Origin of the sequence: Rhizobium sp. 2YAF20, from assembly GCF_052114685.1 — a bacterium.
Lineage (GTDB): Bacteria > Pseudomonadota > Alphaproteobacteria > Rhizobiales > Rhizobiaceae > Rhizobium.
In genome coordinates, this window is record NZ_JBFRFF010000043.1 from 13,982 (window position 1) to 32,633 (window position 18,652).

At 59.8% G+C, this 18,652-nt stretch carries 16 protein-coding genes and 2 pseudogenes; 8 read left to right on the forward strand and 10 right to left on the reverse strand.

Features of this window, described 5'->3' with window-relative positions; genetic code table 11:
• The 4 genes from AB4Z52_RS30405 to AB4Z52_RS30420 form a co-directional block, all read right to left on the reverse strand.
• Positions 1 to 825, reverse strand: a complete 825-nt coding sequence (locus tag AB4Z52_RS30405) for an ABC transporter permease (protein WP_442221588.1) — start codon at positions 823 to 825, stop codon at positions 1 to 3.
• On the reverse strand, positions 818 to 1,765 hold the full coding sequence (locus AB4Z52_RS30410) for an ABC transporter permease (protein WP_442221589.1): 948 nt from the start codon (positions 1,763 to 1,765) through the stop codon (positions 818 to 820). Before AB4Z52_RS30410 ends, AB4Z52_RS30405 begins: the two co-directional genes overlap by 8 nt.
• Before the next feature lie 63 nt (positions 1,766 to 1,828).
• Complete coding sequence (locus tag AB4Z52_RS30415; protein ID WP_442221590.1) at positions 1,829 to 3,379, reverse strand: ABC transporter substrate-binding protein; 1,551 nt, start codon at positions 3,377 to 3,379, stop codon at positions 1,829 to 1,831.
• Positions 3,367 to 4,707 (reverse strand): M20 family metallopeptidase, encoded by a 1,341-nt coding sequence (locus AB4Z52_RS30420; protein ID WP_442221591.1) that lies wholly within the window; start codon positions 4,705 to 4,707, stop codon positions 3,367 to 3,369. The genes AB4Z52_RS30415 and AB4Z52_RS30420 overlap by 13 nt, the downstream gene beginning before the upstream one ends.
• A 112-nt stretch (positions 4,708 to 4,819) precedes the next feature.
• On the opposite strand from AB4Z52_RS30420, the gene AB4Z52_RS30425 reads away from it, so the two are divergent.
• The 4 genes and pseudogenes from AB4Z52_RS30425 to AB4Z52_RS30440 all read left to right on the forward strand — a co-directional run bounded on the left by AB4Z52_RS30425 (position 4,820) and on the right by AB4Z52_RS30440 (position 7,998).
• Complete coding sequence (locus AB4Z52_RS30425) at positions 4,820 to 5,581, forward strand: GntR family transcriptional regulator (protein WP_442221592.1); 762 nt, start codon at positions 4,820 to 4,822, stop codon at positions 5,579 to 5,581.
• A 141-nt stretch (positions 5,582 to 5,722) separates the two neighbouring features.
• Positions 5,723 to 5,926 carry a hypothetical protein gene (locus tag AB4Z52_RS30430; RefSeq protein ID WP_442221593.1) on the forward strand — a complete coding sequence of 68 codons (204 nt, stop codon included), beginning with the start codon at positions 5,723 to 5,725 and terminating at the stop codon, positions 5,924 to 5,926.
• 817 nt (positions 5,927 to 6,743) lie between these two features.
• Positions 6,744 to 7,133, forward strand: a pseudogene (locus AB4Z52_RS30435) (LysE family translocator); the annotation flags it as partial.
• Between the two features lie 25 nt (positions 7,134 to 7,158).
• On the forward strand, positions 7,159 to 7,998 hold the full coding sequence (locus AB4Z52_RS30440; protein WP_442221594.1) for an SDR family NAD(P)-dependent oxidoreductase: 840 nt from the start codon (positions 7,159 to 7,161) through the stop codon (positions 7,996 to 7,998).
• A gap of 81 nt (positions 7,999 to 8,079) precedes the next feature.
• On the opposite strand, the pseudogene AB4Z52_RS30445 reads toward AB4Z52_RS30440, so the two are convergent.
• Positions 8,080 to 8,381, reverse strand: a pseudogene (locus AB4Z52_RS30445) (DDE-type integrase/transposase/recombinase); the annotation flags it as partial.
• A gap of 90 nt (positions 8,382 to 8,471) precedes the next feature.
• Here AB4Z52_RS30445 and AB4Z52_RS30450 point away from each other — a divergent pair.
• Positions 8,472 to 8,603, forward strand: a complete 132-nt coding sequence (locus AB4Z52_RS30450; protein WP_442221595.1) for a hypothetical protein — start codon at positions 8,472 to 8,474, stop codon at positions 8,601 to 8,603.
• Between the two features lie 28 nt (positions 8,604 to 8,631).
• Here AB4Z52_RS30450 and AB4Z52_RS30455 read toward each other — a convergent pair whose 3' ends face one another.
• Positions 8,632 to 9,351, reverse strand: coding sequence for a GntR family transcriptional regulator (locus tag AB4Z52_RS30455; protein ID WP_442221596.1), 720 nt, complete (start codon positions 9,349 to 9,351; stop codon positions 8,632 to 8,634).
• Positions 9,352 to 9,679: 328 nt separating this feature from the next.
• Here AB4Z52_RS30455 and AB4Z52_RS30460 point away from each other — a divergent pair, with 328 nt between their 5' ends.
• Genes AB4Z52_RS30460 through AB4Z52_RS30470 form a run of 3 tightly spaced genes read left to right on the forward strand, consistent with a single transcriptional unit; the run spans position 9,680 to position 13,026 of the window.
• Positions 9,680 to 11,038: a glutamine synthetase family protein gene (locus AB4Z52_RS30460; RefSeq protein ID WP_442221597.1), complete on the forward strand. Its 1,359-nt coding sequence runs from the start codon at positions 9,680 to 9,682 to the stop codon at positions 11,036 to 11,038.
• 2 nt (positions 11,039 to 11,040) lie between these two features.
• A complete protein-coding gene (locus tag AB4Z52_RS30465) occupies positions 11,041 to 12,345 on the forward strand; it encodes an NAD(P)/FAD-dependent oxidoreductase (RefSeq protein ID WP_442221598.1) in 1,305 nt (434 codons plus the stop codon).
• Positions 12,346 to 12,348: 3 nt separating this feature from the next.
• A complete protein-coding gene (locus AB4Z52_RS30470; protein ID WP_442221599.1) occupies positions 12,349 to 13,026 on the forward strand; it encodes a type 1 glutamine amidotransferase in 678 nt (225 codons plus the stop codon).
• A gap of 302 nt (positions 13,027 to 13,328) precedes the next feature.
• Here AB4Z52_RS30470 and AB4Z52_RS30475 read toward each other — a convergent pair whose 3' ends face one another.
• The 4 genes from AB4Z52_RS30475 to AB4Z52_RS30490 all read right to left on the reverse strand — a co-directional run bounded on the left by AB4Z52_RS30475 (position 13,329) and on the right by AB4Z52_RS30490 (position 18,403).
• Entirely contained in the window at positions 13,329 to 14,033 is a 705-nt protein-coding gene (locus AB4Z52_RS30475) for a GntR family transcriptional regulator (RefSeq protein ID WP_442221600.1), read from the reverse strand.
• Between the two features lie 476 nt (positions 14,034 to 14,509).
• Positions 14,510 to 15,337, reverse strand: coding sequence for an SDR family NAD(P)-dependent oxidoreductase (locus tag AB4Z52_RS30480; RefSeq protein ID WP_442221601.1), 828 nt, complete (start codon positions 15,335 to 15,337; stop codon positions 14,510 to 14,512).
• Positions 15,338 to 15,628: 291 nt separating this feature from the next.
• Positions 15,629 to 17,011, reverse strand: coding sequence for a glutamine synthetase family protein (locus AB4Z52_RS30485; protein ID WP_442221602.1), 1,383 nt, complete (start codon positions 17,009 to 17,011; stop codon positions 15,629 to 15,631).
• Positions 17,012 to 18,403 carry a transaminase gene (locus AB4Z52_RS30490; protein ID WP_442221603.1) on the reverse strand — a complete coding sequence of 464 codons (1,392 nt, stop codon included), beginning with the start codon at positions 18,401 to 18,403 and terminating at the stop codon, positions 17,012 to 17,014.
• Positions 18,404 to 18,652: the final 249 nt, after the last annotated feature.

The window sequence follows — 18,652 nt, forward strand, 5'->3', positions numbered from 1 at the left end:
TCACGTACGGGGGTTGAGCGCATCACGCAGCCCGTCGCCGAGCAGGTTGAAGCCGATGGTGGTGATGGCGATCGCGACACTCGGCCAGATCAGGATGTAGGCGCTGAGGTGCATGTACTGCCGCGCCTCGGCGATCATCAGCCCCCATTCGGCCGCCGGCGGCTGGGCCCCGAGCCCGAGGAAGCTCAGTGTCGCGAACAGCATGACGGCGAAGGAGATGCGGATGGTCGTCTCGACTACGATCGGCGCGATGACGTTCGGCAGCATCTCACGCCGGATGATGAAGGCAGAGCTCTCGCCGCGGGCGATCGCGGCGCTGACGTAATCCTGCTTGCGAACCAGCAATGCGACGCTTCTGGTGATGCGGGCCATGCCGGGCGCAAAGGCGATCGCCACCGCGACCAGCGCATTGATCGTGCTCGAGCCGAGCAGCGTGACGACCAGGAGCGCGAACAGCAGGCTCGGGATCGACATGACAGCATCGACGGTGCGCATGATGAACTCGTCGACGCGGCCGCCGACAAAGGCCGATGCCGTGCCGACCAGTGCCCCGACCAGGGTGCCGGCGAGCGTTGCCAGGACGGCCATGACGACGGTAGCGCGCGAGCCTATCAGCAGCCGGCTGAAGATGTCGCGGCCATATTGGTCGGTGCCGAGCCAGTAGCTGGCGCTCGGTGGCTTATAGCGGGCAAGGATCGACATCTGTTCCGGATCGTGCGGCGCGACCATCGGACCGATGACCACGGCCAGGAAGACCAGCAGTACGATGACGAGGCCAAGGCCGCCCTGCGGCGTGCCGAGAAGGCGTTTCAAAAAATCAATCATACTGGATTCTCTTGTCGAGCCAGGCGTAGAGGATGTCGGCAACGAAATTGACGACGGAGTAGGTGGCGGCCATGATCAGCACGCCGGCCTGGATGGCGGGCAGATCACGAGCCTGGATCGCGACGATCAATTCCCGGCCGATGCCTGGGATGGCGAAGATCTCCTCGACGACGATCACGCCGCCGAGCAGGTAGCCGACATCGAGGGCGACGATGGTGATGGTCGGCAGCAAGGCGTTGCGCAGCGCGTGCCGCCAGAGCACGGTGCCGCGCGACAGGCCCTTCAGGCGGGCGGCGCGAATGTAGTCGGTGTGTAGCACGTCGACCAGTTCCGAGCGCACCATGCGCGAGACATGGGCGATGAGAATGACGGAGATGACGCAGACCGGCAGCACCAGATGCGCGACGGCGCCAAGAAAATCGTCGGTCGGCGGCACATAGCCGGTCGGCGGCAGCCATTTCAGCCAATCCGCCAGCACGAGCACGGCCACTGTCGCCGTGACGAATTCCGGCAAGGACACGCCAAGATAGGAAACGAGGCTCACCAGCATATCGGCGATGCGGCCGCGCCGGACGGCAGCGATGATGCCGAGCGGAATGGCAATGATCAGCATCAGCCCGATCGACAGGAAGGCGAGCAGCAGCGAACGCCCGAGCGCCGAGAACATCGTTGGGCCGACGGGCTGGCCGGTGCGCAGCGATGTGCCGAAATCACCGTGCAGCAGATGGCCGAGCCAGCTGGCATATTGCACATATACCGGCGCATCGAGGCCCATCGATCGGTGCAGGGCGCTCAGCGCCTCGGGCGTGGCATTCTCGCCCAGCATCATGACCGCCGCATCGGCGGGCAGGATCTGGGTGATGGCAAAGACGAGCAGCGAGACGACGATCAGCGTGTAGCCGATCATCAGCAGACGCTTGAGCAGGTAATTCGGGGACACTGGCCCAGTTCCTTGGGAATGAGGGGTCGGACGCGGCCCTGGTCGCATCCGACGGGGTTGATATCAGCCGCGTTTCGGCGCCGCGGCTGTCAGCGAGGCGTAGTCGAGGCGGAAGACCGAGGCGCGCGGATGCGCTTGGAAGCCTTCGACCCAGCTGCGCTTTGCGGCCAGGACGTCGAAGAAGGCGGGAATGATCGACGGCACTTCTTCGTTCATCAGCGCCTGCGCCTTGGTGTAGAGGTCGGTGCGTTTTTCCTTGTCGTCGGTTATGCGGGCCGCGGCGATCAGCGCATCGAAATCCTTGTTGTTCCAGCGCGTCTCGTTCCAGGCGGCGTCGGAGGTGTAGAGCAGCTTGAAGATGCCGTCAGGCGTCGGCTGCATGTTGTAAAAGCCAACGTAGAAGCTGCCCTTCTTCCAGACCTGGTCGAGATAGGTGGCATGCGGCATGGTCTGGACGTTGATGGTGATGCCCGCCTCCTTGGCCATTTCGCGCAGTGCGACGGCGAGCTGGGTGCGCACGGACGGCTTGTCGGAGGCAATCAGCGTTGCTTCCAGGCCGTTCGGATGACCCGCTTCGGCCAGCAGCTTTTTTGCCTCTCCGATGTTCTTCCTGCGGTCCGGGATCGCCTTGAAGAACTGGTAGGAGGCGTTGAGCGGCGTGTCGTTGCCCGGCGTGCCGAAGCCTTCGGTTACGAAATCGACCATCGCCTGGCGATCGACGGTCAAGGCAATCGCCCGGCGGACGCGGGCGTCGTTGAAGGGGGCGGTGTCGCAGCCGAAGTTGATGTTGCAGAACTGGCCGGACGGGACCCGCAGGACATTGACGCCGTCACTGTCCTTCATGCGCAGGAATTCGGTCGGCTGGACGCTCGACATGATGTCGATATCGCCGGAGATGAGAGCTGAGCCTTCGGCCGAAAGATCCGGATAAACCTGGATTTCGATACGATCGACATGGGGCCGGGCCGGATCGTAATAGGCCTCGTTGCGCTCGACGACGATCAGCCGGTCGGGCTCGTAGGAGACGAGCTTAAACGGGCCGGTTCCGACCGCCTTCGAGGCAAGGCTCTTGAAGTCGCCGGTCGCGATCGCCGCCGGGATGATGCGGGCGTTGGTGTAGGCAAGCGCTACCGGGAAGTCGGCATAGGCGCTGGTGAGCTTGAAACTGACCGTCTGCGGATCGACGGCCGTCACGGAGGCGATCGGGCCGACATTGTTGCGGCCGGGCGAGGCGTTGTTCGGATCGAGGATGGCCTTGAACGTCGCGACGACGTCGGCTGCGGTGAAGGCCGAACCGTCATGGAACTTGATGCCGGACCGAAGCTTGAAGGTCCATTCGGTCAGGTCGGGGTTGGAGATCCAGCTTTCAGCGAGATCCGGTTCGAGCGACATGTCGACCTTAAGGCGCGTCAGGTTGCTGTAGAGCAATTCGCTGACCAGGTATTCCGGGTTGACGCGCGTCAGCAGCGGATGGAGGACGCTGACGGCCTGGTCGATCGAGACCTTCAGCGTGCCGCCCTTGACCGGCGCGGCAGCAAAAGCTGGTCGCATCGCCGGCGCGGCAAGCAGCGCGGCGGTGCCGGCGAGGAAATGGCGTCGTTTCATCTTAAGCATGGATAGTCCCCTTCGTGGTATCGGTCTTCTGGAATGAGATCGGCGGCGAAATCGGCGGCAAGATAGGCGAGGATGCTTTTCGCCAGCGCGACGATGTCCTGCCGGGTCGTGTGCTCCTCCGGGCTGTGGATGCAGCTTTCCGGGCGGCCGAGGCCGCCAAGCAGCACTTCGGGGCCGAAGCCAGCCTTCTGGACGTAGCCGAAGTCGGAACAGGACGCGGCGCCCCATTTGTGAAATTCGTCAGGCCGGTAGCCGAAGCCGTCCGACAGCGCCTTCTCCCAGCGCGGCCAGTGCGGACCGTCTGGGTCGGCGGTGGGTATCAGGTGTCCGACAAGGTCGATGGAAAGGCCAAGATCCGATGTCTGGGCCACGGCTTGGCGAACGGCAGCTTCGATTTCGGCGCGAGCGTCCTCGTAGCGTTCCTCCGGCGCATAGCGGCGGCTGACCAGGATCTTGATTTCGGCGGGCACCTGGCCGCCGGCGGTGCCGCCCTGAACGGCAGACAGCGTCAGCTGCGGCCGCAGCGGACCGGTCGCATGCGGCGGCGGCGCCAGCGTCGATGCCCGTGCCGAAACGATCGGCTTCAGCGCCATCAGCGCGTTCATGACGGGCAGCGCGCCTTCGATGGCGTTGATGCCGACACCGGTGCGGTTGCCTTCGCCGGCATGCACGGCATGGCCGCGGATCGTCAGCTGCAGATTGAAGATGCCGAAACAGCCGGCCCAGATGCGCGGCGCCGCCGATCCGTTGAAGTTCAGGATATGGCCCTTCAGCATCTTCTGTTCGGCCAGATAGCGGATGCCGGGATAAAGGCCGCCTTCCTCGTCGGTGCAGAGCAGCAGCATCGGATCGTAGCGGAAATCGACGCCTTCCGCCGAAGCCGCCCGCAAGGCCAGCAGCGTGGCGGCGATGGTGCCCTTCATGTCGGCTGCGCCAAGGCCGTAGAGCTTGTCGCCCTCGACGGTGAGGCAAAGCGGATCCCGTTGCCAGCCGGGTGCGACCGGCACCGTATCGACGTGATAGTAGAGGCCGCAGACCGGCTTGCCGCTCTCGCGTTCGGCGACGAGATTTGTCCGGGCGCCGCTCGCCGGGCCGCCTTCCACCCGCCAGAGCTCTTCGGGAACCGTCTCGCGCCGGCAGGCGAAGTCCATGGGCGACAGCAGGTCTTCCATCAGATCGGCAAAGGCGTCGTAGCCAAGCCCCGGCGGGAACGACGTATCGACGGCGATCATCCGCGCGAGATCGCCGACGGCGGCATCGACGCCATGCTCGATCGCCTTCATCGCAGACCCCAGCCGATCCTGCGGCCTATCCGATCCGTTTTTCATTGCCGCTCCAGCTCGCGGGCAAGGACGCCGCCTTGCGCATTCCTATAAACTATATAGTAATAGTGAAAAGAATGCGCGAATGAGTCAACTCCAAAGAAAAGGCAATTAAGCGGTGGGTTTGCCTAATTCTTCATCAGAACAGAAGCGCGGCGCCGATCTTGCGCTGCCGTTGTACGAGGTTGTGAAGCGCCAAATCAGCGAGGGGATCATGCTGGGCCATTGGGAGCCCGGCACCGTCCTGCCGAGCGAAATCGCCTTGTCGCAGACCTATGGCGTGGCCGTTGGAACCATCCGCCGCGCCCTTCTGGATCTGACCAACGAAGGGCTTCTCAGCCGAAGACGCAAGACCGGCACGGTCGTGACCGGGCGCACCCCGCAGCATAGCCTTCGTTTCTTTTTCCAATATTTTCGTCTCCATGGCAAAGACGGCACCTTTCAGAGGTCGACGACGAAAATCACCTCGCTGGAGCGCGGCAAGGCGACGACCGCCGAGGCCGAGAAGCTGCAGATCGCGGACGAATCCGGAGTGATCCGTTTCCATCGCGTCCGCCGCGTCGCCGATCGGCCCGTCATGCACGAGACGCTCGTGCTGCCCCTGGGTCGCGTGCCGGATTTTCCGGAACGCGGCGAGGACATACCGCCACTGTTCTATCTGCATCTGCTGGATCGCTATGGCATCCGCATATCTGCCGTCCGCGAGCAGATATGGGCAGATATTTCCGGCGAGGAGGATGCTCGCTGGCTTGATCTCTCGACGCCGACGGCATTGCTCGTCATTGACGAAGTTTCCTACGATCAGTCGGCCGTTCCAGTTCTGATAGCTACTCACAGGGCGCTGACGAACGATCATCGCTACGTTAACGAAGTACAATGACGCCGCGACATTGCGAGCGAACAAGCTCAAGTTGACCATCAAGGTAACCCTTGGAACAGCAAATTCACGACCACTGATCTGTCCACCGGGTACCGCAAGCGCCTCGCGTTGATACAAGTCTATCTTGAAGACCCGGCGATTGTGCTGCTGGATGAATGGTCTGCGGAGCAGGATCCGACATTCCGCTGCTATTTCTACGCCGAGCTTTCGCCTGATATGAAATCACGAGACGAAACCGTAATCGTCATCTCGCCCGATGATCGCTATTTAGACGCGGCCGACCGTATCCTGCGCCTTGAACGTGGTCGCATCACGGAATTAGAACCTGACGATGGGGAAACCTGAGGCCGTTTTGGAAGAAAGTTCCATAATTTTAGCTTACCACTCGAGTTGATAATTCAGAGCAGATTCAGTGCAATACACCGATTTCACTTCTGGTATCTTGCTTCTTATCAATGGCTTACGATGGGGGCGTTTTCGCGAGCCGACCATTCGTATCTCATCAAGGCGACCAGTCTTCGAGAAGGGGTCCTAGCTAGGTGGGATTGAATAAGGTCTGCCACGATCATGCCCCCGCGGCGATTCAAATCGATGCCGTCGCTGTGAAATTTCCAGCTGTTTAGCCGTCCTACTTCGTCAGGAGACATGCGTAGAACCAGGGTTCGAAACGAGTCCCGATACATTGGGAGCAAGCGAAATTCTGTGAGGGCGCGGCCCGGATCGGCATTGATCGCGGCCTGAAACACTTCGAAGTTCGGCACGTAGGCGATGCCTTGCGCGTGCGCCAGCTGCTGGACGATGGCGCTGAGTTCTTGAATTGCGGCGTTGAGGGCGGCCTGGAAGGACCGCTCGGAAGCTGGCCTCTCCAATCGGGGCGAGAAAGCACAGGGCCACGCGTGCGCCAGCGGACCTCGTCCTGTGAACAATTGCGCTCAAGCTCTCCTGAAATTGCCTCTGCGACGAAATGCGGGGGCGAGTTTCATTATTCGAAACAGCCGCCGCGCTTGCGGCGACACCATCGCAAGCGCATCGTTTCCCCCAACCCAAACGATGATGCGGTGAGGGCGAATGGCGAGGACGGTTTCGACGCGGTTGAGAGCATCATAGGCCAAATCACCGCCGACGCCGAAGTTGCGGAAGCAGCGTCAGCCTTGCTGCTCTTCTAGAGGCCTCGGCACCACTATTTCTTACGATCAAGTATCTGGGGGCCGCTTATCTTGTCTATCTGGGCAGCTTAGCGTTACGCGAAGCTCTTTGGCCGGCGGAACAAGGTTCGGGGATCGCGGTGGAAAGCCACCCGCATAGCCGCGTAAGCCCTTGGATGGCCTTCAGGCAGGGGCTCATCAGCGATCTTGGCAATCCTAAGATGGCTGTTTTCTTCACCAGCCTGCTTCCCCAGTTCGCACCGATAGGTGGTTCGACATTTGCGACACTGCTCGCTCTTGGAATTGTTAGCTGCGGCATAAAATGTGAGCCAGAGGAAGGTCATACCTGCGCAAGCATTGATCATCATCCCCAGCGTCTACATAGTATTGGCGAGCTGAACCGATAGTTTGCTGTAACCTTAGGAGAACAAAATGGCCCGACTTTGGGATACCGTAGCGGTCGTTACGGGTGGCGGTAGAGGAATTGGACGGGAGATCGCCCTCCAACAAGCGCGGGAGGGCGCCAAGGTCGCTGTGCTTGCGCGAACAGCTACCGAGATCGAGGAAACAGTCTCGCTGATTCAAGGTGAGGGCGGACGAGCGATCGCTTTGCCGACCGACGTTACCGACCATAGCGCCGTGGAAAGGGCGTTTGCCCGTATCGCAACTGAGTTGGGTCCAATTGATACGTTGGTCAATAATCACGGCTCTTTCCAGGCTTACGGTCCCGTATGGGATTGTGATCCTCTTGTCTGGTGGCAGGATGTGGAGATCAATCTGCGAGGAACATTCCACACCTGCCGCGCGGCAACGCCGGCAATGTTAGCGCGCGGCAAGGGCCGGATTGTCAACCTCGTCGGAGGGGGAACAGGTAACAGCTTCCCACATGGCTCGGGCTATGCATCTAGTAAAGCAGCTATCATGCGTCTGACGGAGTGCCTAAACGACACAACAGTCGGACATGGAGTGCTCTCCTTTGCCGTCGATCCCGGGCTCGTACGGAGCGCGATGACCGAAACGCAGCTGTTCTCGGAGGCTGGGAAAATCTATTTGCCTGGCATCCAGCAGCTTTTCGAAGATGGTGCCGATATCGCTCCGTCATGCGCCGCGCTGGTTATCGCGGATATCGCTGCAGGCCGTTTCGATGTGCTTGCTGGCCGTCTTCTGCGTGGTGTCGATGATCGCGATGCCCTTGAGAAGGCAATGCATACCTTGGCTGCGGCCGATGGAAGGGCACTGCGCTTCAGCGCGATCGAGCAACAGAAGCTCTGAGATTGATTTTCTCATTCTCTCTGGAGGGGCTTGCCGCAAAGATTTTCGCGGGTCGCGATTATCCCCTAAACGGTGTGGATTTTATACTTTGTTAACCTTTTGCAGCCCGAAGGGGACGCAAGCAGATCGCTCTGGTCCTTGACAGTCCAGCCACCGGAAAATCCAAAGCCTTTCCTCAACCACAGCATCGCCTCGAAACCCGCGATCGTTCGCCGTGTGGTGTGGAAGGATTGGAAGCCGCCGTTCTTCGGTATGTTCTTCTTCACTCGGAAATGGTCGCTCTCAATGCCTTGGCGTAGATGCTTGGTGGCACAATGCACGGGATCGGGATGTAGAAGCCCGTCGTCAACCGACGTTTTGATTGCCGGTGGGAAGGTGTTGCTTAGTCGATTAATGCCGATTTAACATTTTGACCCCCGGAGCGTATGGGACATCGACGCGAGAACCCATGAGGGCTGGCAACAGGACTGCCGATGGCCGGCATCCTGTTCGACTGTGTCGGCGTCGCGCTCACCATCCTGCCGTTGATGCTCAATCATCTAATCCGGCTGACGGCGTTGGCGGTGCTGTCCCAGCACAGCGCGGCGATGGACGCGGTGGAATGAGCGTTTCGCTCGGGTTTCGGTAGGCGTGTCAGCGCTGTTGCTCGGCGGCCGTGGTCGCAACGTCTCGCAGACGCTGACGGCCGATGTGTCCGGATCCGTCCTGTATATCGGCGGTGATAGCTTCTTTCAGCGCCACGGCATCCTTTCGTCTGATCGCCTCGATGGCTTCGACGTGCCGGTCTACCTGGTAGCTCTCTTGGAGATGGGCGACCGCCTCGCGCATGAACGGCCCCATCCTGAGCCAGACGGATTCGATCAGTGGCAGCAGGACGAAAGACGGCCTGACCTCGTACATGCAGCGATGAAACGCGAAGTTGCGTTCGATGCCAAGTTCGATGTCGCCGGCCTGATAGGCCTGGTCGATCATATTGTCGAGTGCCACCAAACGGTCGATCCTGAGGAAGTCGATAAAATGCATTGCCCTTTCGGCGGCGACTGTCTCGAGCGCCACGCGGGCGGCGATCAGCTCGTCGAAGCGATCCGGCCCGATATCGGGAACGCGAACGCGCCTGTTGTCGAGATATTCCAAAGCTCCGTCTGCTATCAACTGGTCGAGTGCGCCGCGCACCGGCATGGTGCTGACGCCAAGGCTGTCCGACAGGCCGGAGATCGTCACTGGCAGGCCCGGCGGGAAGCGGCCGCTCATGATAGCGCGGCTGAGCGAGCGATAGACCCACTTCTTGGTGGACTCGCCCTTCAGCTTGGGGTCGCTAATGATCAAAATCTGCTTGGTGTCCGTCAACTGCACCTAATCCCCATACCCATCCCCACTGCCATCCGTCGCCTCGGAGACAATTTCGGAATAGCACAGCGAAAAGGCCTTTGCAGGCACTTTATGTGGTTTACAATGCTGATCATATAGGACATTAATATGATCATATTTGTGAGCAGGCCGATTAGGGTTTGCAGACAGGGGCTTTGATGCGCTGGTCCATGAAAGTCGATGAAGGACCGATTGTCGTCTCTTGAAGCATGCCCGCGCGACACGCGGCACGACACTCCGAGATACAGACAGCAATTTGAGGCTAGCCGGCCGGTGCGCCAAGCCGCCGCCGGTCAAAGCCCGATGGTGAATCATGATAGATGAACAGGACGCACGCGATTTCCTGGAGGCCAACCCCGATATCGAGGTGCTAGAAGCCTTCGTCATCGATGTGAACGGCGTGCCGCGCGGCAAATGGATTCCCCGCGAACGCGCAGTCGAGGTGCTGGTCAAGGGTATGGCGATGCCGCGCTCTGTCTATGCGCTCGACATCTGGGGCAGGGACGTCAATGCGGCTGGCCTTGCCGAAGGTACCGGCGATCCGGACGGGATCTGCAGCGCCGTTCCCGGGACGCTCGCGCGTGTCGGCTGGCTTAAGCGGCCAACGGCCCAGGTGATACTGAGCATGCTGGATGCCGCCGGCGAGCCCTTTTATGCCGATCCCCGCCAAGTGCTCAAAACGGTACTTGCCCGCTTCGAGCGCAAGAAGCTGAGGCCTGTGGTGGCGACCGAACTCGAATTCTACCTTATCGATCCGGTCCGTTCGGCACTGGATCCGGTGCGGCCGCCCAACACCCGCGAAGGCCGCTGGCACACTGGCCAGACCCAGGTGCTGTCGATTGCTGAATTGCAAGACTTCGAAGATGTGTTCAGCGAAATCGCCGCCGTCTGCCGCCAGCAGTTCGTGCCGGCCGACACCACTCTGCGTGAAAATGGTCCGGGACAATATGAGATCAACTTGAACCATGTACCCGACGCGCTACGTGCCGCCGATAATGCGGTGCTGCTCAAGCGCATTGTCAAAGGGGTTGCCCGCAAGAACCACTTCGACGCTACCTTCATGGCAAAACCTTATGGCACGCAAGCTGGGAGCGGAATGCATGTGCATTTCTCGATGATCGACGACAAAGGCGACAATATCTATGCGGACGAGAACGGCCCGTCGGCAGCACTGATGCACTCCGTCGGTGGGCTGCTGAGTTATATGCAGGACAGCACCGCAATCTTTGCGCCGCATGCCAATTCATTCCGCCGGCTCACGCCCAGCGAACACGCGCCGACCTATGCCTCGTGGGGCATAGACAATCGCTCGGCTGCTGTGCGTGTCATCACCGCCGGCCGGTCGGCGACCCGCATCGAACACCGTGTGGCCGGGGCTGATACCAACCCCTACCTCGTGCTCGCTATGATCTTGCAGGCCGCCTACATGGGCATGATTGAACGGAGTGATCCCGGCGGTGCCGTGACCGGTGACGATCATGCCCCTGATATCGAGCCGCTTCAGCGTAGCTGGCACTCGGCAGTCGAGGCCTTCTCGAGTTCCGGCTTTGCCTTCGCCGCCATTGGTCCTGAATTCCGAAAGCTCTACTCTGCCACCAAACGGCAGGAACTGCAGGAGTTCGCCGTTAGAGTGACAGACGTCGAATATGACGCCTATATCAGGACGACTTGAAAATGAACGCTCTAGCAACTCAGGAAAATCCCGGCCACATCGCGTCATGGTATGCCGCTACCGCCAATGACAAGACGGTCCGTCCGAGTCTAGACGAGGCCATCGAGGCCGACGTGTGCATCATCGGCGCCGGTTTCACCGGTATCTCGGCTGCACTCGAACTTGCCGAGAAGGGCATGAGCGTCGTTGTGCTGGAAAGCGAGCGCATCGGTTTCGGCGCCTCCGGGCGCAATGGCGGCCAGATCGTCAATGGCTACAGCCGCGATTTCGACACGCTCGAGCGCCGCTTCGGCCCCGACACCGCCCGCAAGCTTGCGCTGATGTCCCGTGAGGGTGGCGATATTATCCGTTCGCGAGTGGCAAAATATAGCATCGAATGCGACCTTCGTTACGGCGGCTTTTTTGCAGCCTTCACGACCAGGCAACTGCGCGAGCTCGATACCATCAAGAAAAGCTGCGAGAGTTATGATATCGACGGCTTGGAAATGGTCGGCAAGGCAGATATTGGCCGCTATGTCAGCAGCCACCGCTATGTCGGGGGCATGATCGACACGCGCGGCGGTCATATCCATCCGCTCAATCTCGTGCTCGGCGAGGCCCGCGCGGCGGAGGCGTTCGGCGTGCGCATCTTTGAAAATTCCCGCGCGCTGAGCATTGATCTCAGCGGCAAGCTGCCCGTGGTCAGCACAGCTGGTGGCCGTGTAGAATCGCGCTACTTGCTGGTTTGCGGCAACGCCTATCTCGGCAAACTACTGCCCAAGATCACAGAGCGCATGATGCCGGTGTCCAGCCAGGTGATGGTGACCGAAGTGCTAGACCCGGCACTGCTCGACCGGATGCTGCCGGCGAATTATTGCGTCGAAGACGCCAATTACGTGCTGGATTATTACAGGCGCACCAGCGACAACCGCCTACTCTATGGCGGCGGCATCGGCTACGGCGGCCAAGACCCCGCAAACCTCACCTGTATCATCCGCCCCAACATGATCAAGACGTTTCCCGAGTTGGCCAAGACCCGCATCGAGTACGCCTGGAGCGGTAATTTCGCGCTGACGCTGACTCGAATTCCACATGTCGGCAAGCTGTCAGATACGGTCTATTTCTCGCATGGCGACAGCGGGCATGGCGTGACCACGACCCATCTTCTCGGCAAAATCCTGGGTGAGGCGGTGGCTGGCCAGGCAGATCGCTTCGATATCTGGGCGTCACTGCCGAGCCTGCCTTTCCCCGGTGGCCGCGCGTTTCGCGTTCCGCTCACCGCGCTAGGCGCCTGGTGGTACGGACTTCGCGACCGGTTGGGGGTTTGAAGAATGCGTTTGGGCATACTCCAGACAGGCCATGCGCCTGACGACCTTCGCCGGGATTTCGGCGATTACGACTACTTGTTCCGGCGGTTACTGGGAGAGGAAGCATTCGACTACGTCACCTATCCGGTGGTCGACGATATCTTCCCGGGCAGCGTCGAAGACACCGATGGCTGGCTGATCACCGGCTCCCGCTATTCAGTCAATGACGCCGATCCATGGATGGGCAAGCTGATCGCGTTCATCAGCCAGATCAAGGCATCGGGCAGACCAATGGTCGGCATCTGCTTCGGCCATCAGGCCATCGCCAAGGCGCTTGGTGGGGAGGTGGGAGAGAACCCCGGCGGCTGGATTGCCGGCGAGTCCGACTACATGACACCAGAGGGGGCACACGATCGCACGCTGCATGCCTGGCACCAAGAGCAGATCCTGACGCTCCCGAGCACAGCACAGGTCGTGTCGGGGTCGTCGGCTTGCCCCTATGCTGTGCTGCGTTACGGCGTTGGGGCGCTGAGCTACCAGGCCCATCCCGAATTCACCGCGGACTTCATTCGCGGGCTCGTTGCCACGCGCGGACAGAGCTTGCCGGATGGGATCAAGAGCGGAGCGAATAATGCCGATGAGGCCGAAATCGCGCGCGCGCGGACAAGTGTGGAAATAGTTACATTTTTGAATCCGCGCTGATTTTAGCGGCGTTCTTTGAACAGCATCCGGCGTAGCTGGCCATCCATGAATCCTATCATTGACAAGGAGCCCGCGCACGATCACCCCCACGTCAAGCTTTTCATTGATGGCGAATGGCGGGATGCGCCGGCGGGCGAAATCCGCAACGCAAGAGGCAATTGGCAGGAGCCCATGCCACCCAGTTCAACATCGTCATTCTGAGGGAAGGCCACAATCTGGCTACCTCTTAGAGGGGCCGGCCCATCCTGGTGCTTGCTGCAGGCCGGGAGGTTCGCATCCTAGGTCGCGGCTGCCCGCCAATGCTATAACGTGTCGTTTCCAAGGGTCTGTTTCAACAGGTGAATGGCGTCAAGGATATCCGCTTTGATCGCCACGCCCAAAGCCTCGGCATCCCCTCGGCGAATGGCTTCCAACGTCATCTGGTGCTTATCGACAATGCTTGTCGTTTCGCTCATCTCATAAACGCTGCGCATGAACGGACCAAACTGCATCCAAACGCTTTCCAGCAATGCGACCAGGACTTCAGACCCTCCGGCTCGGTACAATTCGAAGTGAAATTGATAATTTTCCCGCATGTAGGCGTCTGCGTCCATGGCTCCGTAGCTTTGGTTCATGCGCAAGTCGCAGGCCTCCATCACCCCGATAGTCTCGGACGTCACATAGGGTAGCGCCCGGCATGCGCAAAGAGGCTCGAGCTGCAGCCGCGCTTGCATAAGCTCCTCGAAACGTCGGCGTGTGAGCTCAGGAATGCAGACCCGGCCGTTACGGCGGACTTCAAGCGCGCGCTCGCCGCCGAGCCGAGTAATCGCTTCACGCACAGGCATGAGTCCGACGCCCATACTCTTGCTTAGTCCCCGTAGGCTGACGCTCGTCCCCGGAGAAAAGCGGCCGGAAATAAGCTGCTCGCGAAGCACCTGATAAACTTGTTGCTGTTGCGTCGATAGTTCTCGCATTATTTCATACGCCTTGGTACCCCGTCGCCAGCCGGCCCGCCGCAATAACGTCAAGCCTTGCCTCTAGTCTTGGACGCAAGTCGGTTGGCTGCTGATTTAATTGCCACGCCATAACACAAACCAGTGCTCGACAGCCAGTGTCGCCGATGCTGCAGACATTGCGAAATGGCCAGTTCAGACGCTTCTGGTGTCAATCGCCTGTTCGCAAGATTTGGACTTAGGACCTTCAGCCCGGAACGCCGCTGACGGCCCTCACCTCCATGAAGTCCTGAATGCCGAATTGGCCGCCCTCTCGTGCTGGTCCAGCAAGCAATGGAGCCATAATGGGCGCGTTCGGCGGTCAGCCCCATTCCACACGCCGACAGCACAGCTTTGTTGACGTTCTCAGCCGATCCAAGTGAAATTATGGGGAAACCTTCCGTCGGTAACATTGATCACATGTAGTCATTGACTCGGTCTGGCGCGACCCAATAGCCGTTGATATATAAGTCGGTCTTGCGAAACATGTTGTCTCGCGACGTGGTTGGAGTTCAGCCTAGCTGGGCCTTGCGCTCCTGCAGCACATTGCCACCGTCCACGACCAGCATAGCGCCGTTGACATAGCTCGCTTCGGCAGAAGCCAGAAAGGCGGCTGCGGCAGCGACTTCATTGGGAGTCCCAGCGCGGCCCGGAGGCGTGTGCCGCGCAGCGATCCGCTCCTCCTCGGTGGAGGACCCAGTCTCGATCCAGCCGGGAGCGACTGCATTCACAGTCACCCCGCAAGACGCAACTTCGAGCGCCAGAGCATGGGTGAGCCCCACCATCCCCGCCTTTGCCGCCGAATAGGCAGCCTCTCCCGGATTGGAAACCAGCGGGCCGGTAACAGAGGCGATGTTCACTATGCGTCCACGCCGCCTTTCAACCATGGCTTCCAGAAAAGCGCGAGTGACCAGAAATGCAGTCTTAAGGGTAACGTCAATTCCGATGTCCCAATCGGCTTCGCTCAGTGCCAGGAATTCGCGTTGCACGGCTGGCACCGCCGCCGATCCCATGCCTGCATTGTTAATGAGGACATCAACCGGCCCCACCAGTTTCCGCAACCGCACCACCTCCTCTGCCTTCGTGAGATCTGCGACATGCGATGTTACGTCGTAGCCCTGTGCCCGCAGTTCTTTAGCGCGCAGATGGACCCGATCACTGGCGCCGGTAATGAAAACGGCAAGACCTTTCTGCGCAAGCTTCCGGGCGATCGCAAAGCCTATTCCATCGGCGCCTCCCGCTCCAGTAACCAGAGCAGTGCGAAAGTCGCCTTCGCGCGCCCGAGGCTCGCCATGGCCTTGGGAAGTGACAAGGTCGTTGTCGATATCAGATACGGTCATTGTCGGGTATCCTGGTAATCCGCTGTGACGCTAAACTGATCGGAACCGCGATAATCGGTCCGCCTCGAATTAATAGAGATCGTGTACAAGCCTGCAGCCTCCTAAGCCCGGATGGAGTGACCCTGATTAACGGGCGGACAATGTAAAAAGGAGTCTTGCAAGACAACCGCGGTGATCATTGCCGCTCCAACCGCGGCCTGTTTCCTCGATCATTTGTGCTGCCAGGGACGCGGAAACCCGTCGGTGACACGCCGCCGCCGATATTAGCGACATGCCGCGTCGTCTGAGCCGTCATATGACATCGCCATAATAGGCAAACTCTTCGTCCGTTACCTCGGTGGAAAAGAAACGGAGTTCCGCACGCTTCAGCGCAACAAAGACCGATGCCATGCGGGCACCGAGGGCGTCCTTCAAGAAATCTGATCCGGCAGCCTGGTCGATCGCCGCTCGCCAGTCACATGGGAGCGTCTTTTCGGTGTCATTGCTGTAGGTGGAAGACTCTGCGTCCGGCTCGATATGGTTTTCGATCCCCTCGTGCATTCCGGCAAGGACCGTCGCAGCAACCAGATATGGGTTTGCGTCGACACCGGGCGAACGATGTTCAAGGTGGCGGTTGGCTGGGTTGCCTGCTGGCACCCTGATGGCTACGCTTCGGTTGTTGCGCCCCCAAGTCGGAGCCGTCGGTGCATAGCTGTTGCGAGAAAAACGACGCCAGGAATTCAGATTGGGTGCAAACATCAGCATCGAATCCGCCATAGTCCGCTGCAAGCCACCGATGGCGTAGCGCAGCATCGGCGCGAGATCATTTTGCACGTCGGCGAAGAGATTGCTACCCAACTGGTCCGCAAGACTGGCGTGAAGATGCATGCCGGAGCCGGACTGATGGGCGAAGGGCTTGGCCATGAAGTTGGCTCGCATGCCGTGTCGGAGCGCGAGCCCTCGAACGAGACGCTTAAGCATCACCAGGTCGTCTGCCGCCCGCAGACCTTGGGCTTGGTGACGCAGAGTGAGTTCATACTGGCCAGGAGCGTATTCGGAGATGATTGTTTCAACAGGCAGGTTCTGGACTGCAGCGGCGCGGTAAAGCGCATTGATAAACGGCTCGAACTGATCCAGCACGGCAACGCTGTAGACGTGGTTCCCCTTTGACGCTGTTCCCGAGAGAGGCAGACGTGCTGCCTTAGACTTTCCAACAATGTCATTTTCCGCGTCGAGGAGATAGAATTCCAGCTCGAAAGCCAGCACCGGGAACAGGTTCTTCGCTTCAAATCGCTCGATTTGGCGCACCAGAGCCTGTCGGGGATCGGCGCCCATGGCAGATCCGTCGAGTTCGTACAGCATAACGCGGACTTCGCCGCGTTCAGGTGACGTCCAGGGCAATGTGACAAGTGAACCGGCGATCGGCCAGGCAATCCTGTCGGCGTCTCCATCGTCCCAGGTCAAACCGGTCTCATCGACATCGGCGCCGGTGACATCCAGGCCCATAATGGAGCCGGGCAAATGCCGGCCGGAACGGAAGAGCGTCAAGAGCTCATGGCGGCGGATAATCTTGCCGCGCGCAACCCCGTTCGGATCGATAAGCACCAAGTCGAAAGCTGCGATGTCCCGGTGTTGCTCCAGGAAAGACTCGGCCTCGTCGATAGGCGCCGCGTTGAGTGGACGTGTTCCGGTCATTTATCCAGCCTTCGTCAGTCGATATAGGATTTTCTCAAAGCTGGCGACAAGGCCGGCTACGTGATCTTCGCTTGTGGTTGGCGCCACAAGAACCATATTGTGAAATGGGGTCATCAGATATCCCAGATTCAGGAATGCCGTATGCAACGCCTTTTGGATCGTCGGATTGGCTGCGGCGTGAGCCTCACCGGCGTTCCGCAGGGGATCGGCCGCGAATACGACTTCGAGCCGAGCGCCGACGCGGCCGACGTGCCACGGCAACTCGTATTGTTCGATGGCCGCGGAGAAGCCCCTCTCAACCGTATCGGCAAGATGGTTCATTTTGTCATGCGCCTCGGCTGTCATGACCTCTTCGAGGCAAGCTCTGAGGCAGGCAAGTTGCAAGGCGCTGCCCGAGAGCGTCGTGCCTATGCCTGAGTGGCCCGTCCCCGTATTGGCCGCGCGTACGGCTTCAAACCGGCTCGCCACATCGTCCGTCATGCCCCATACCGCGACGGGAATACCGCCGCCGACGGGCTTTCCGACGACAAAAATATCTGGCTCGAGACCATGCACTTTCGTGTATCCGCCAAATCCGGTCGAAACGGTATGCGTTTCATCGATGTGAAGCAGCGTCCCAGTAGAGCGCGTCAAATCCCGCAGGGCTCTATGAAACCCGGGAAGCGGAAGAATCATACCGCAATTGGTCATAACAGGCTCCGCCACGACGCAAGCGATGTCGCCACCTTTCAGCGCCGCCTCGAGAGCGGGAACATCGTTGAAAGGAATACAGACCGTCGTCTCGGCCAGATTCACCGCCTGGCCAAGTAGACCATTGCGAGCGACCGTCCGCCCGTCCACGAGGTCCACCAACGTTTCGTCGGCCGCGCCATGATAGCAACCATCGAACACCAGGATCTTTTTGCGACCAGTCACCGCACGCGCCACCCGAAAGGCAAAGCGGTTGGCGTCACTTGCGGTTGTCGTTACCTGCCACATTGACATGCCGAATGTGCTGCGCAAGAGGCGGCCAACGGCATCCAGATCTTTAGAGGGCAACATAGTCGTAAGGCCCAGGATACCGGCGCCGGCCAGTGCATTCAGGATCGGCTGCGGTCCGTGCCCGAACATCGCACCACTGTCTCCCAGGCAGAAGTCGGTCGCGCGATTGCCATCAATGTCCCAAACCTCGCTCCCTGCAGCTTTGGATATTACAATTGGAAACGGCATTGGCCAGTCCCGCATCCAGTACTGGGGGACCTGATTGAGGAATCCCGACGATGCTGCGGCGAAAATATCTCTGCTGTTCGGCCGCCGGCTCGTGTAGATCGCCGTTTCTTCGGCAAGAATTCGCCTCGCGGCGGTGACAATGGAAGCGGAGTCTAGTGGTCCGTTGGGTAAGATGCTCGGCACTTGTCAGACCCTTTCGATGTGGCTATCGTGATCACATTTAGGGGCGAGGGCATTGTTGTGTCAATGACGCATTCATGAAATAGCCCATGATTTCGCTGCGCGGAAAGCGCATTGGTTGGCGGAGCGTTTCCTAGGGGCATTCCAAGTGATCACGTTGCGCCTACGACAGCCTTGTCGGAAATGATGGGCAAAGAAAATTTGCTACAAGCCAAATACCCCTTGACGGTCTTCAAACTCGGTGTTTGGATA